This is a genomic window from Dyadobacter sp., assembly GCF_039919315.1.
GTDB lineage: Bacteria > Bacteroidota > Bacteroidia > Cytophagales > Spirosomataceae > Dyadobacter.
On record NZ_JBDSFX010000027.1, the window covers coordinates 1 to 14522 of the forward strand.

At 46.3% G+C, this 14522-nt stretch carries 10 protein-coding genes; 6 read left to right on the top strand and 4 right to left on the bottom strand.

The genetic code is table 11. The features are described 5' to 3' along the window. A partial coding sequence (locus ABIO93_RS07990) for a pitrilysin family protein (RefSeq protein ID WP_348066303.1) occupies positions 1–1602 on the bottom strand: 1602 nt, incomplete at its 3' end. A 216-nt stretch (positions 1603–1818) separates the two neighbouring features. On the opposite strand from ABIO93_RS07990, the gene ABIO93_RS07995 reads away from it, so the two are divergent. Together ABIO93_RS07995 and ABIO93_RS08000 are read left to right on the top strand one after the other, a co-directional pair. Then, complete coding sequence (locus ABIO93_RS07995; protein WP_348066305.1) at positions 1819–2211, top strand: hypothetical protein; 393 nt, start codon at positions 1819–1821, stop codon at positions 2209–2211. Between the two features lie 29 nt (positions 2212–2240). Beyond that, the gene (locus ABIO93_RS08000) at positions 2241–2768 is read left to right on the top strand and encodes an acyl-CoA thioesterase (RefSeq protein ID WP_348066307.1); all 528 of its coding nucleotides are present in this window, start codon (positions 2241–2243) and stop codon (positions 2766–2768) included. On the opposite strand, the gene ABIO93_RS08005 is transcribed toward ABIO93_RS08000, so the two are convergent. Next, on the bottom strand, positions 2758–7359 hold the full coding sequence (locus ABIO93_RS08005; RefSeq protein WP_348066309.1) for a translocation/assembly module TamB domain-containing protein: 4602 nt from the start codon (positions 7357–7359) through the stop codon (positions 2758–2760). The genes ABIO93_RS08000 and ABIO93_RS08005 overlap by 11 nt on opposite strands. A gap of 69 nt (positions 7360–7428) precedes the next feature. On the opposite strand from ABIO93_RS08005, the gene tsaD reads away from it, so the two are divergent. Genes tsaD through ABIO93_RS08025 form a run of 4 tightly spaced genes read left to right on the top strand, consistent with a single transcriptional unit; the run spans position 7429 to position 12222 of the window. After that, entirely contained in the window at positions 7429–8427 is a 999-nt protein-coding gene (gene tsaD / locus ABIO93_RS08010) for a tRNA (adenosine(37)-N6)-threonylcarbamoyltransferase complex transferase subunit TsaD (RefSeq protein WP_348066311.1), read from the top strand. 21 nt (positions 8428–8448) lie between these two features. Next, positions 8449–10095: a T9SS type A sorting domain-containing protein gene (locus ABIO93_RS08015; RefSeq protein WP_348066313.1), complete on the top strand. Its 1647-nt coding sequence runs from the start codon at positions 8449–8451 to the stop codon at positions 10093–10095. Next, the gene (locus tag ABIO93_RS08020) at positions 10092–11414 is read left to right on the top strand and encodes an IPT/TIG domain-containing protein (RefSeq protein ID WP_348066315.1); all 1323 of its coding nucleotides are present in this window, start codon (positions 10092–10094) and stop codon (positions 11412–11414) included. Before ABIO93_RS08015 ends, ABIO93_RS08020 begins: the two co-directional genes overlap by 4 nt. A gap of 13 nt (positions 11415–11427) precedes the next feature. Further along, entirely contained in the window at positions 11428–12222 is a 795-nt protein-coding gene (locus ABIO93_RS08025) for an MOSC N-terminal beta barrel domain-containing protein (protein WP_348066317.1), read from the top strand. A gap of 59 nt (positions 12223–12281) precedes the next feature. On the opposite strand, the gene lpxA is transcribed toward ABIO93_RS08025, so the two are convergent. Together lpxA and ABIO93_RS08035 are read right to left on the bottom strand one after the other, a co-directional pair. Then, positions 12282–13094 carry an acyl-ACP--UDP-N-acetylglucosamine O-acyltransferase gene (gene lpxA, locus ABIO93_RS08030; protein ID WP_348066319.1) on the bottom strand — a complete coding sequence of 271 codons (813 nt, stop codon included), beginning with the start codon at positions 13092–13094 and terminating at the stop codon, positions 12282–12284. Next, complete coding sequence (locus ABIO93_RS08035; protein WP_348066321.1) at positions 13091–14482, bottom strand: bifunctional UDP-3-O-[3-hydroxymyristoyl] N-acetylglucosamine deacetylase/3-hydroxyacyl-ACP dehydratase; 1392 nt, start codon at positions 14480–14482, stop codon at positions 13091–13093. Before ABIO93_RS08035 ends, lpxA begins: the two co-directional genes overlap by 4 nt. Between the last annotated feature and the right edge of the window lie 40 nt (positions 14483–14522).

Consider the following 14522-nt stretch of genomic DNA (forward strand, 5'->3'; position numbering starts at 1 on the left):
GCTTTTCTCGTCGCCATAGCGCAGGGTGATCTTCGCAGCCACCACATTACCCCGAGTTGTTTTGGGCAATAATGCAGTTTCGATTGAATTTGCTTTTTCAATGCGGGTTGTACGGCTTTCCACATTCAATGGTGATGGATCAAATGCCTCTCCTTCCGCCACCACGGCCTCTCCTTTGTAATTTTTCACAAGGTCGTCTATCTTCGGCGCCTCCGGAATCTCAGCCCTCACCGAATTTGACTCTGGTACAAATGTTCCAAATGTCCTGTTGGAAGGTTTGAAATAATACTGGGCCACCCGGTAAACATCATCAGCAGTTACCTTCCTGATATTGTCACGGAAAAGGAAAGCCAAACGCCAGTCGCCCGTTGCGATCGCCTCACTGATACTCAACCCCACGCGCTCAGCATTACGGAATTCCAGGTCCCAGTTTTTCAGTATCGTTGTCTTAGCCCTCTCCACATCCTCCGCCGAAGGTTTCACCATGGCGGCAGAATCCAGTGTTGCTATAAATGCTTTCCTTGCTTCGTCAATTGATTTTTCCTTCAATATTTCCGCCCCAAAAAGAACAAAACCCGGATCAAACAACTGAAAACCAAACCCGAACTCGGACGATGCTTTTTTAGTATTGACAAGGTTTTTATAAAGCTTACCATTCGGCTCAGCGGTGAGCAGTTCGGTCAGTACTTCCGTGGGCGGGTAGTCGGCGTGCGAGCCTGGTGAAATGTGGTACAAAGCCATCAGCATTTGCACGTCGCCTGTTCTTTTCAATTCCACAAAACGTTCCCCATCTTGCGTCGGCTCCACGGTGTAGGACTTAGGCAACTCGCGGGCTGGCTTCGCTATTTTACCAAAATATTCATTGATCATCGCCAATGTCTTAGGCTCATCAATTTTCCCGGCCACCGTCAACACCGCATTGTCAGGCTGATAGAACTTTCTATAAAAAGCTTGCAGGTTATCGATAGGCACCCTTTCAATGTCGGAACGGTTCCCAATGGTGGATTTACCGTAGTTATGCCACAAATATGCGCCGGAAATCACACGCTCCATCAGTACCCGGAACGGATTGTTCTCTCCTGATTCAAATTCATTGCGTACCACACTGAACTCACTGTCCAGGTCTTTCTTGGCAATAAATGAGTTGATCATCCTGTCTGATTCCAGGTCAAGTGCCCATTTCAGGTTTTCCTCAGTCGCCGAAAAAGTCTCAAAATAATTGGTACGGTCATACCACGTGCTTCCGTTCGGGCGTGCCCCGTGCTCAGTCAGCTCTTGTGGAATGTTGGGGTGCTTTGGAGTTCCTTTAAAAACCATATGTTCCAGCAAATGCGCCATACCCGTTTCACCGTATCCCTCATGACGAGACCCTACCAGGTAAGTTACATTCACCGTGATTGTTGCTTTGGAAGGATCAGGGAACATCAGCACTTTTAAGCCGTTTTCCAGATTATACTCCGTAATTCCCTCCACTGAGGCTATCTTCTTGACGCCTTTGGGCAATTCCTGGGCAAACACCGGCGCTGTTAACATCGAAGTTAACAACAATCCAAAAATGTTCGCGTTTCGAAACAAATTGGTTTTTTTAGATTTCATGACCATACTAAAATGAATTAGTTTAGATTTATAACCCCTGAAAATAATTCAGAATATCCCTAGAAGCAATCACTTCGGGACAAATGGTAAAATAAAAGTAGTTGCAACATTTTATGTGCCTTTTTAGGTATAGGTTTACATCAGTCAGGTATATTTCCGTTATGCACAGGAATTCTTGAAGCCGATTCGCAGTTTTATCCAATATGACCCCCGTTAAACGTAATGACTTTCAGTAAAAACACAGGCGCTGTCGCCGCTCTCCTCGTAATCTGTATGCTTCTTGGCTGTGCCGGAGGTATCCCTATCTCCACGAATACCAAGTACCCCATTGAATTGCTTTACGAAAACCAGCCGCTGGAACGCCCCTACTCGGAAATCGGAGTAGTGGAAATTAGCAGCGAAGATTCACTCACTGCCCGCCAAACGCAGGATAAAAGAATGATGTATCGTGGAAATGATGCCAAAACCAAAGAACTTTTGACGGCCCGGTTGGTTATCAAAGCCCAAAAAATAGGTGCGGATGCCATTATTAATGTCAAATACAAGTACTACACCAGCGTCAAAAGCGAAGGATATATGCTGAGCGGACTGGCGGTGAGGTACCGGGGAGAGTAACACTTCTAACAAACATAAATTAAGAAACCATGCTTTTTACTGCTGACCTATCAGACATGCCGGTCGAGGCGGAGTCAAGGGTGATCATCCGTTTTCAGGATTGTGATCCCTTAATGCATTTAAATAATTCCAAATATTTCGAATACTTTTTCAATGCACGCGAGGACCAGGTTTCGAAACTTTATGGTTTCAGTTTTGAAGCAATGTTCCGCGAGCTGCGCACCAGCTGGGTCGTGTACCAGCATCAGATCGCATACGTAAGGCCCGCGCTCATCAGCGAATGGGTGAGGATCACTTCCCGTGTCATTTATTACAATGAAGACACGATGGTGACCGAGTATTTCATGACCAATGATCTGCGAACTGAATTGAAAACCATGCTTTGGACCACTTCAAAGCACATTAGCATTACCACTGGCAAGCGTGTTCCGCATCCGAAAGAGGTGATGGATTATCTGGGCGCGACTTGTGTTCCGGATATTGACTTCCCCAATATTCAATTCAATGACCGCATCCATGCCATTAAACATGGACTGTCGGAAGGTACTAACGTGTAGATTGCTTTTCAGAAAGTAATTTTTTGCCGCCTGTCGAGTCCTGACGTGTGGAATCGATTGGAATGATGTAGGGGATCTTGACCACCGGCTTAGGCATCGGCATAAAGCGGTTGAAGCTATGAGTAAACTGCATACTTACCCCGCCTGTTGTGAATGTATTACTGTATAAACTGTTCTGAATGTTTCGATTATAAGCTTTCACTCGCACCGAACCTTTGCTATTAAGCCAGTATTCCAGCGTCCATTCGCCCAGCAAACTGGCCGCATCGTACTGTGTAGCCCCACTCTGGCTTTGCGTGCCCGATGTAAAACGCCCATCCCTGGTCACCCGGAAACGATCATTCAGAAAACGGTAAGAGAACCTGAGCTGTAAATTGTTCAATGCATTCTGGTCCAGCGAAAGACCGGACACACCTACTTCCAGATTTTCATTGATACCCGATGCCCAGCGGCTGATCTGGTTCGAAACCAGCTCGCTTATGCTGCTTCCCAGGAAATTCTGACTCCCTACCGTCGCCAAACTGGTCTCCGGCAGCAACTGGTTCACGACCAGCAAGCTACTCACCTGCCGGCTCAGCTCCTGCTCGTCCGATTTCAGCTTATTCTGAAATGCCTCCAACTGTCCCCGGTAAGCACTTAATGAAGGATTATCCAAAATCTTAAGATCATAACGGATCAGCGGCGACATCAGCCGCTCAGATAGTCCTATCGTCACCTCTACGGGGTAACGCCTTGACAATGCATCGCCTCCCGAGCTTCCCGTGGTGCTGGTACTCGGCAACACGCCAGCCAGCGATACCATTTGCGTATAACCGGCTTTCACATCCAGCTGAGCCCCATAAGGATCGCCAGACCATATAATGCGACTGCCTGGTTTGATGTTGAATTTTTTGCTGATGATATTTTGAAGCGTAAAATTGTATTCGCCTCTTTCGATTTCATAAGTCCCGGCCATTGTGAAATCGCCCTTGGTATCAATGTTCAGGTTCAAACGTCCGCTGCCGTTTCCTCTGATAATGTCGCCCGTTTGCCTGTCGAAGATAATCTCGCAAGTCGCATCCGGTGTCAGGTTGAAGTTAAAATCCATCTTGATACCGCCGGAAATCTGGTTACGGAGCAGCGAGTCCACAGAACTGATATTGGTACTATCGACGGGCGCTAGCTTGCTGACAAATTGAATGTAATCCTGTGTCGCAACTTCCGTGGCCCCGTCCAACGGTATATGTATCCTTGTGCCTTTGTTACTGGTCACATTGGCTTCAATGTTGAGATTATCAATCGGCCCGAAAACGGCTACCGGCCCGGTTACGTAGGCCGTTCCGTAGAATGTGGTATTGTCCCGTGCCGTGGTATTGAGGATTTTGAAATTGTGGAGATCCGCATTGAAACCGAGTGAAAAGTATTTGAAACCATCATGAAAAACCCCGCCACGCACAGTGGCTGTATTGCCGTCGGCGTCAGTGACCAGGATATTATTCGCGGTAATTTCACTCTCCGTAAAATTGATCTTATCGCTGAAAGTAAAGACCGACTGCAAATAGTCGAATTTCATTCTCCCTTTTTCCACCATTAGCGATCCTTCGAGCACCGGTGCATTCACCACGCCTTTAATGAGCACGCTACCTTGCGCAGTTCCGCCCACGTCCGAGATCAGTCCTTCCGCAAATGGTTCCAGTGCTTTGAAATCAATCTGATTAAAAATCGCTTTGAGATTCAGCGTATTGGTCTTTAGCTTAGGCCGGTACGAACCTGTTAGATTGAAAACTCTTCTCGCATTCTTATTGAGTTGCGCATCAATTTCCAGTGCGCTGGTTACCTGATCCCAATCACCGGTTCCCGACAGGTTTCCGAATTCATACTTGCCGTATCCCAGACTTTCAATGTTGAAATTGGCATCCAGTATCACACTATTATAAACGTCTTTGACCTTTGCGGACCCATCCATTATCCCTGCCAATTTGGTATTCAACACAGGATTAAGACTTCCCAGTTTGAAATTGCGGATATCGAGCAACAAGCTTTTGTCAGGATCATCAGATGCCATTCCACTCAGGAAAATGCGTTGTTTCCCGCTGATCAGGCCGAGATTCGACATGCTGATGTTTTTCCCAACGATCGAAATAAGGCTTTGAGAAGGAACATTCCATTCCTCATCAAGTAGGTTCAGTTTTGAATTTTTAAAACTAATATCCAGACCAGCCGGTAAGAACCGAATTTCCCCCGCCAGGTTTGCCCTGTTCGTACTTTTTACCTGATGTAAGGCTCCATTGAAATCGATGTGATCCACATCCCAGGTACCTTCCAGTTCGAGTTTTTCGGTCGGGACCAGCACACTCATCTGTTGCTTGTCAGACGTAACGAGCACCGAAGCCAGTACTTCCGCGCTGTTGACAAACTTGGAAGTCGTCACATCCACCTCGGATTTCACAAACTGGTTGATACCATAGCGAACCGTATCGGAAGTGGCATTCAATGTAAGGAATGCCGTGTTATCCATTTTAAAAGTACCCTCAGCCCGGGCGCCACGCGATACATAAATGTCTGGACTCAGAAACGCGAGAAAACGGGAGAGATTCCTTGTCTGCACCTCATAGTCAATCTGGTACCGGTTTTGCACGGACTGTATTGGCTTTTTGGCATAGTATTCCGCCCTCTTGGCCGCGTTTTCGAAGAAATACAGCTTATACTCTCCCAGCACACCGCCTACATCTTTCCAAGCCTGGGTCGGGAGGAAATTGCCTTCCACTTTGGCCGATAAAAACTCACTTTCCAAATGCAGGCTGCGCTTATCCGCCTGTTGCCGAGAAGAGAACACGAGCGTGTCGATCACCAGATTCCGTTCCTTGTTGGTCATCAGCAGATAGGTATTCAGCAATTTCGCATCGCCCGTCAGTTCATCGACAGTATTCCCGGTAACATTGATATTCAGCTGGGTACGCAGCGTGATCTGATCTTTGGTATAACCCAATTCTTTCAAATTCACCTTCTCAATGATGCCTTTCACATTGAATGAGTTTTTAGGTTTTGAAAGATCAAATTCACCATCCAGGCTCACCACAAAATTGCTGTCTTTGGCGCTGACCTCTCCATTGAAATATTGGTTTTGCAAATTACCTTTCAGCCGGATATTCCTGTAATCATAATGTCGGAAACCTATTTTGCCAACCTGCGCATTCAGATCCGTCGAGGCAAATTGCAGCTCTAAACCCTTCCCATATATTTTCCCGTCAAAATCAAGCTGCTGCCACGTTTCTTCATCGTCGATCAGCTTGCCCAATTCGAATGCTGATGTTTTTATTATTCCGGAGTAGGTAGTGGTTTTGGGATCGGCGATATGAAAAACCAGGTCTCCTGCAACCTCACCCATTGAGGAAGACGCGGAAGCATTCACAGCAAAATCCTCCAATGTACCTTTGAATGTGCCATCCACCAGCGTCAGCCCGAATTTTTGCATGGTCGGGTGCATGTCCCATTCCGGATAGTACTGGACAATGTCGGCGGGGTCAATTTTGGATAATGATAAGGCGATATCCATTTGGACTCCTTCAATGGTTGGCAAGCCTTTGAAACCAATATTACCAACCAGCCTGCTTGCTTTTCCAAAACGCAGGTCGGTATTGGATAGCATGAAATCATCCACTTTGCCATTGAAATCGCCTGAGATCCGCCAGGTTTCATGCAGGTTGTCTACATAGCTTGAAAAAAGCCCCAAGTCCCTGGAATCCACGTGGCTCCCCACCAAATGTCCTTTCATCCGGATCTTATGGTTAAAATCCCCCAGCTCGCCCGAACGGTTATAGTAGAATATGACTTCGTCTTTCAGGTAGGAATTCCCTATTCTGGCGTCCAGCTCTTTCAATTCCATCTTTTTTTGACAGAATAAAAACCGGGTATCCAGGTCGTGCATCGCCAAACCAGTCTGCTTATCAACCGTTTGCAGGTTTTTAGCAAGAAAAGAAATGGTATCCCCCTGAACCAGGAAATTTTTCAAATCGCCATACAGGTGATTCAGTTCAAAATGCGAATAGTCGAACACCCTCGCACCTTTGTCCCTTGACTTGCGGGGGTCGTCGTAGCGAAATGTCCCGTCAATGACTTTTGATTTGCCAATAATAAACGGTGTATTGTTTTCGGGCGCATTAGGGGGCCGGGGTATCGCAGGCCTGGTGAGTTCGTTGATCTTTTCGATAAAGCCATCCATATTCAGCGACCCGGATTCCGGTTCGACAATCAGGTGTACATTGGGCTGAAAAATATCCACTTCGTCCAGGTATATTTCCTTCGAAGCGTTTTCAATGATGTTATTGACATTTAGATTGACATCGATCCGGCCGACGTCGATCATGTCTTTCCGATTGGTATCCTTCACTGAAATCCCTTCCAGCGACACGACATCGAACCATTTGATATTGACTTTTTGAATCGTAATGGGGTAGCCCAGCTTTTCTGAAATGTTGCTGGTGGCGAGCCGGACGGCCCAGGTTTGGACTGATGGAAGTTGCAGAGCAATGGTAGCAATACCCAGCGCAAGCAGCGCGAAGATAATAACCACAATCAGACCATTGCCAAACGCCTTCAGGAATTTTAACATATACAGCTTCGCAGCGGGATACTGCTTATCTTATTGTTAATGCTTAATTTTGCGAATATTTCATCAAATATGAACATTCTCGCCATTGAATCGTCTTGCGACGAAACCTCCGCAGCCGTAATAACTAACGGGAAAATCCGCTCCAATGTTGTTGCTACGCAACTCATTCACACACAATACGGCGGTGTTGTCCCTGAACTTGCCTCGCGGGCTCATCAACAACACATTCTGCCGGTAGTAGATAAAGCATTGAATGATGCAAAAGTAGCAAAAAAAGACCTGGATGCCATTGCTTTTACCAAAGGACCGGGTTTATTGGGCGCTTTACTGGTAGGTACGTCGTTTGCAAAGTCGATGGCGCTGGGCCTCGACATTCCGCTGATCGAGATCAATCACATGCAAGCCCACGTGCTCGCGCACTTCATCGACGACCCTAAACCTGGCTTTCCATTTCTCTGCCTGACCGTAAGCGGAGGACACACGCAGATCGTGAAAGTGACCAGTCCGCTCGAAATGGAAATCATTGGCGAAACCAAGGACGACGCTGTGGGAGAAGCGTTTGATAAAACGGCGAAACTCATGGACTTACCTTATCCCGGCGGACCATTGATCGACAAATATGCTGCTCTGGGTAACCCGTTGGCCTATCCTTTCCCTCTGCCGGAAATGCCCGGGCTGGATTTTTCTTTTAGTGGTATCAAGACTTCGTTTATGTATTTTTTACAAAAACAGGTGAGGGAAAATCCGGATTTCATTACTCAAAATAAGGAAGACATTTGTGCTAGTATTCAACATACATTGGTTGATATTTTGTTGAAAAAACTCAAAAAAGCAGCCCGGGAATCCGGTATTAAACAAATTGCCATTGCCGGTGGCGTTTCTGCCAACTCGGGGCTGAGAAAATCCATCATTGAACTGGGCGAAAAACTGGATTGGAAAGTATACATTCCTGCATTCGAATATTGTACCGATAATGCCGCAATGATCGCCATTGCAGCACATTACAAGTTTTTAGCAAACGAGTTTTGTGACCAAACCGTCAGTCCGCTTGCGAGAATGGAATTCTGAGACCTTACTAATCAACGATTTATGAAACACGTTTTCTTCTGTTTATTTACAGTTTTGTCGTTGGTAATAAGCTTTCAACCTGCTTTGGCCCAAACTCCCAGTGTGCTGCGCAACGATATTACAATCCGGTCTTTCTTTAAAATTGACAATACAGATACGCAGACAAGAATTGTCTACGATGCCTCCGACAAGTCCTTCTATACCATAGCGTGGAACGGAGAGCTTTTTCATCTTGCACCCGATGCTTCCGGCAATTACGCTATCCAAAGATTGGCTACTTCGCAAGATCATCAGATCAATTATCTGCAAGGACTTGCATTGCATGAAGGAACGATATATCTCGTCGGTAACGTAGTAATTCAGCAGGGTGTTTCGGGTTATGGCAAAGCAGTGAAAGCGAAAATCACTTCCGGTAAAATGACCTGGACTGACATTTTCAAAACCGCTGAGCACGCTTCTTCCAAAACATTGTTTGATCACGCTTTTAGTGCGATCTGCTTTTCACCCGATGGTAAGGATATATTTATCGCCAGCGGCTCCCGGACCGATCACGGCGAGGTGAAGGACAATGAAGGCCGCTACCCCAATTTGCGTGAAATTGCATTGACCAGCTCTATTTTTAAGCTTCCTGCCAGTACCGAAAATCTGCTGCTGCCCAATGATTCTGCCGCACTTGCTCCTTATATCTATGTTCGGGGTGTACGCAATGCTTTTAGTCTGGCATTTGCTGCAAATGGTGATTTGTTCAGCGTTGAGAATTCCGGCGACCGGGATGATCCGGAGGAAATGAACTGGATACGACCAGGCGCACACTATGGCTTTCCGTGGGAAATGGGCGGAAATGATACGCCAATGCAGTTTACAGGATATGAGGCCGAAGCAGACAAATTACTCAATCATGCGTACACTGGTTACCAGATCGGTGCTTTTCATGACGACAAGAATTTTCCACAAAAACCAAAAAATCTGACATTTCGTAAACCGATCCAGAACGCCGGACCAGACGCTGATAAGTACCGGGACGCCGTCACCGGGAAAGTAATGGATGCCAGTGACAATGGAAAGACGATCAGTACATTTACAGGCCATCGTTCCCCTTTGGGATTGTCATTTGATACTCAATCCACTTTTGGTGGCGAATATACGGGCAAAGGTTTTGTACTCAATTTTCAGGAAGGATCCGAATCGTACGGGCCTATGCAGGATCCGGGGCAGGACCTGGTGATGCTTGATCTAAAGAAAAATGCCGCCGGTGACGATTACAGCCTGAATGCATATAGTATCGCTGCCAATTTCAGAAATCCTACCGATTCAAGGATTGTTGATAACAAACTTTATGTATTAGAAGGACAGGGACAAATATGGGAGCTGACATTTCCAAAACCTGCAAAACCAATCATTACCGCCATACCATCCTCAGCACAAGTTCAGTTTAAGATCTATCCGAATCCGGGCCAAAATAAAATGGTAGTTGAGTTTCCATCAAAATCGCAGGATATTGAACTTTCCGTTACTGATATTTCGGGTATAGTACTCATTAAACAGAGCAAAATACTGACTGGCGGAAAAACTGAGTTGGATATTTCTTCGCTTCGCAGCGGCATTTATATACTCAAAGCCGAATCACAATCCCAGCAGATTACGACCAAATTCCTTGTGAATCCATGAGAGCCATTATCATTTCTTTGATCTTCATCACATCATCAATCTGGATATCCTGCAAAGAAAAACCAGACCCGACAGAAGTCCCCGATCCCACGCCTGTACTGGTAGGTTTCACGCCTGATTCAGGTCCCAAAGCTACCCTGATCACGATCAAAGGCGAAAATTTCGGAACTTCTTCCAATGATATTTCGGTAAAAATAAACGGCCTTTCAGCAACCATAAAATCAGTAAATAATAAGGAAATCACTGTCACAGTTCCTGACAAATGCGGCTATGGAGCTGTGGTTATTTCGATTAAGGGAAAAAACTTCACTTCGACTGATAAGTTCAGGTACATCTATAAAGCTACTACCAGCTACTTTACGGGGGGACAAAAAGGTTTTGCAGATGGTCCGCGGGATTCTGTCAAGTTTGAAGGGCCCTATAAAATCATTTTTGAAACCAAGGGAACACTTTACATGACCGATCAGGGCAATTGCATGGTTCGGAAAATCGCGCCGGACGGAACGGTTACTTCCATCGCTGGGGCACCACATTCGGGTTTTAAAGACGGGAAAGGAGATCAGGCCCGCATGAAATTCCCGATCGGGATAGAGCTGGGGCCTGACGGAACAATTTACGTAGCTGACCATCAGAATAGCGCAATCCGCAAAATAGCACCCGACGGCACATTAACCACCATTGCCGGTGATCCCGACCGGGAGGGACTGGCGGACGGCGATTTAAAAACAGCCCGATTTAAGAAACCTTACGGGGTCAAGCTGGACAAAGCCGGAACTTTGTGGATCTGTGACACGGAGAACGGTGTGATCAGAAAAATAACTCCTGATGGTCAGGTCACGACCTTCGCCGGAAGCACTCCCGGCTACGCGGATGGGAAATTGCGGGAAGCAAAATTCTATTTCCCTGCACATCTGACCTTCGATGAAGAAGGAAACATTTTTGTGGCCGACAAGCATAACCATTGCATCCGTAAAATAACTTCTGACGGAATGGTCAGCACATTTGCGGGAAAGCCGGAACAAAACGGCTTCAAAGATGGTAGTTCAAAAAACGCGATGTTCAATCAACCCAGCAATGTGCAGATTGACAAAATGGGCAATCTGTATGTGACCGATCTGTATAACCATTGCATCAGGCTGATTTATCCGGACGGGATGGTAACCACGCTCGCCGGGCAGCCGGGAAACCTGGGCTATGTGGAAGGACCGGGCAATGATGCGAAATTTTATTTTCCCCAGGGGAGCACATTTGATAACGACGGGAATTTGTATGTTACTGATTCCTTCAACAATCGCGTGAGAAAAGTGACTATTGAGTAATAACCAATTCAAAATGCTATTGTCCGAAATTTGGGTGTATCCCGTAAAGTCATTGGGCGGAATCCGGCTCACCGAAGCAAAAACTGAGGAACGTGGCTTGCAGCACGACCGCCGGTGGATGATCATTGACGAAAATGATGTTTTCATAACGCAGCGAGCATTTACAAAAATGGCGCTGATCGATGTCGAATTGCTTTCCGAAGGACTGAAAATCTCTTACCGCCCGGAGCCTGGAAACTCGGTAACTGTGCCGTATAAACCAGCATCTGCCGGAAAGGTGACGGTGACTGTGTGGGATGATGTGGTGGAAGCGGTGACAGTTTGCGAAGAGACTGATATCTGGCTTAGCAACATATTAGACCAAAATCTGCGGCTGGTTATGATGCCGGACATCTCATTCCGCAAGGCCGATCCAAGATATGCCAAAAATGATGAGAATGTCAGCTTTGCAGACGGCTTCCCCTATCTGGTCATTTCGCAGGCTTCGCTGGACGATCTCAATTCCCGGTTAGCTGAACCCATTTCAATGGTGCGATTCAGGCCCAATTTTGTCGTGACCGGGACCGATGCTTTTGCTGAGGATCATTGGAAGAACATTACTATTGGCGATTTAAATTTTGAAGTAGTAAAACCGTGCGCCAGGTGTGTATTGACCACGATCAACCCTGAAACTGCTGAAAAAGGTGCGGAGCCTCTAAAAACATTGGCTTCATACAGACGAGTAAATAACAAGGTCTTGTTCGGCCAGAATATGGTTATCAAAGACATTGGCACCATTAAAGAAGGCGACGAACTAGTTGTTTATTAAGACATAACACAACAAAAAAGGCTCCAATGGAGCCTTTTTTGTAATCAAATATTTTTAGATCAAGGCTGTGCTTCTGTATCTGTGGTACTATTAGTCTGAAAAGGGCTTTTCATAATCCCTCTTTCCGAGTTACGGATAAAGTTAATGATCTCATCCCTTTCATTCGAAGGCGGCAATTCCAGCTCGATCTTTTGAAGAGCCTCTGCATTGTTAAGCCCCTTCATGTAGATATAGCGGTAAATGTTCTGGATATCAACAATTTTTTCATTGCTGTAACCCCTGCGTCTTAGCCCTACTGAGTTAATCCCTACATAGGATATTGGCTCGCGGGCTGCTTTTGTAAACGGTGGAACGTCTTTACGAACCAGAGATGCTCCCGATACAAATGAATGCGGGCCGATTTTAACAAACTGATGTACAGCACTCAATGCACTCACAATCGCCCAGTCACCAACGTGAACATGGCCTGCCATTTGCACATTGTTACCAATGATACAGTTGTTTCCAACCCGGCAGTCGTGTGCTACGTGCGCGTATGCCATGATCAGGCAGTCGGAGCCAACTACTGTTTTCCAGTGCTCTTCCGTTCCTCTGCTGATGGTCGCATATTCCCTGATCGTGGTGTTGTCGCCGATGATCGTCAAAGTATACTCATTATTGTATTTCAGGTCCTGCGGAGTGGCTGAGATCACGACGCCGGGAAATATCCGGCAGTTCTTGCCAATGCGTGCCCCTGAATTGATTACAGCGTGTGATCCAATCCAAGTCCCTTCACCGATTTCAACATCGGCGTGGATCATTGCGAATGGTTCGATTTCTACATTCTGAGCGATCTTAGCGCCAGGATGAATATATGCTAATGATTGAGTCATTTTTTCTTTACCAGGCTTGCTATCATGTCCGCTTCACACACCAATTGTCCGGCTACATAACCCCGGCCACTCATTTTGACGATCCCCCTTTTCATCGGAGACGTGAACTCGCATTTGAAAATAACTGTGTCTCCGGGGAAAACATTGCGCCGGAAGCGGCAGGCATCAATACCAATCAGGTATGGCCAGTAATTATCCGGGTCGGGTACACTTGTCAGAACCAGGATACCGCCCGTCTGCGCCATTGCTTCCAATTGCAGAACGCCAGGCATTACAGGATTTCCGGGAAAATGTCCCAGGAAAAACTGTTCGTTGATCGTCACATTTTTCACACCTACCACGCTGTTTTCGTCCAATGCAATGATCTTATCAATCATCTGGAAAGGATAGCGGTGGGCCAATAACTGTCCGATCTGGTTAATATCAAATACAGGGGCTTTATTAGGATCGTATTGTGGAATGTCCCCTTTGCCAGATTTAATCAGTTTTTTGATTTTCTTGGCAAGAGCTACATTCGCTGCGTGCCCGGGCCTCGCCGCCAGGATCTGTGCTTTGATAGGACGACCGATCAGGGCAAGGTCTCCGATCAGATCGAGCAGCTTATGTCGCGCCATTTCATTCGGGTAATGCAGATCAATGTTGTTCAGCACTCCTCTTGACTTATTGACACTGACTTTCGGTTTATTCAAAAGTTGGGATAAATGATCCAGTTCGCCGTCCTGCACCTCTCTGTCCACGATCACGATGGCGTTCGTCAGATCACCACCTTTAATCAGGTTTTGACGGTACAAAGCTTCCAGCTCGTGCAGAAAAACAAACGTCCGGCATTTTGCGATTTCATCTTTGAACAAGGTAATGTCATTCAAAGAAGCATGCTGGCTGCTGATGACGGTAGAATTATAATCCACCATAACCGTCAACCGGTAATCCGACAGCGGCAATGCGGCCAGTTCAGTATCTTTATCTTTATTGATATAATGTACATATTCCGAAACTTCGAAATAGTTACGGTACGCATTCTGTTCTTCAATTCCGGCATCAAGCAGCGCATCTACAAAGTTGATAGAACTTCCGTCCATGATCGGGGGCTCCGGGCCGTCGAGCTGGATCAGTACATTATCAATCTGTAAGCCTACCAATGCTGCAAGCGTGTGCTCCACGGTGTGAATCCTGGCACCATTCTGTTCAATGGTCGTGCCCCGCGAGAGATCTACAACATTATCAACATCTGCATCTACAATCGGTTGGTCGGGTAAATCAACACGTTGAAACTTATATCCGTGATTGGCTGGCGCAGGAACAAATGTCATTGTTGCAACTACACCCGTATGTAAACCCACTCCCGTAACGGATACAGACTTAGAAATGGTTTGTTGTTTTTCGTTCATTATAAATTATCCTTTTCTACTTAAAGGCGCAATGGGGATG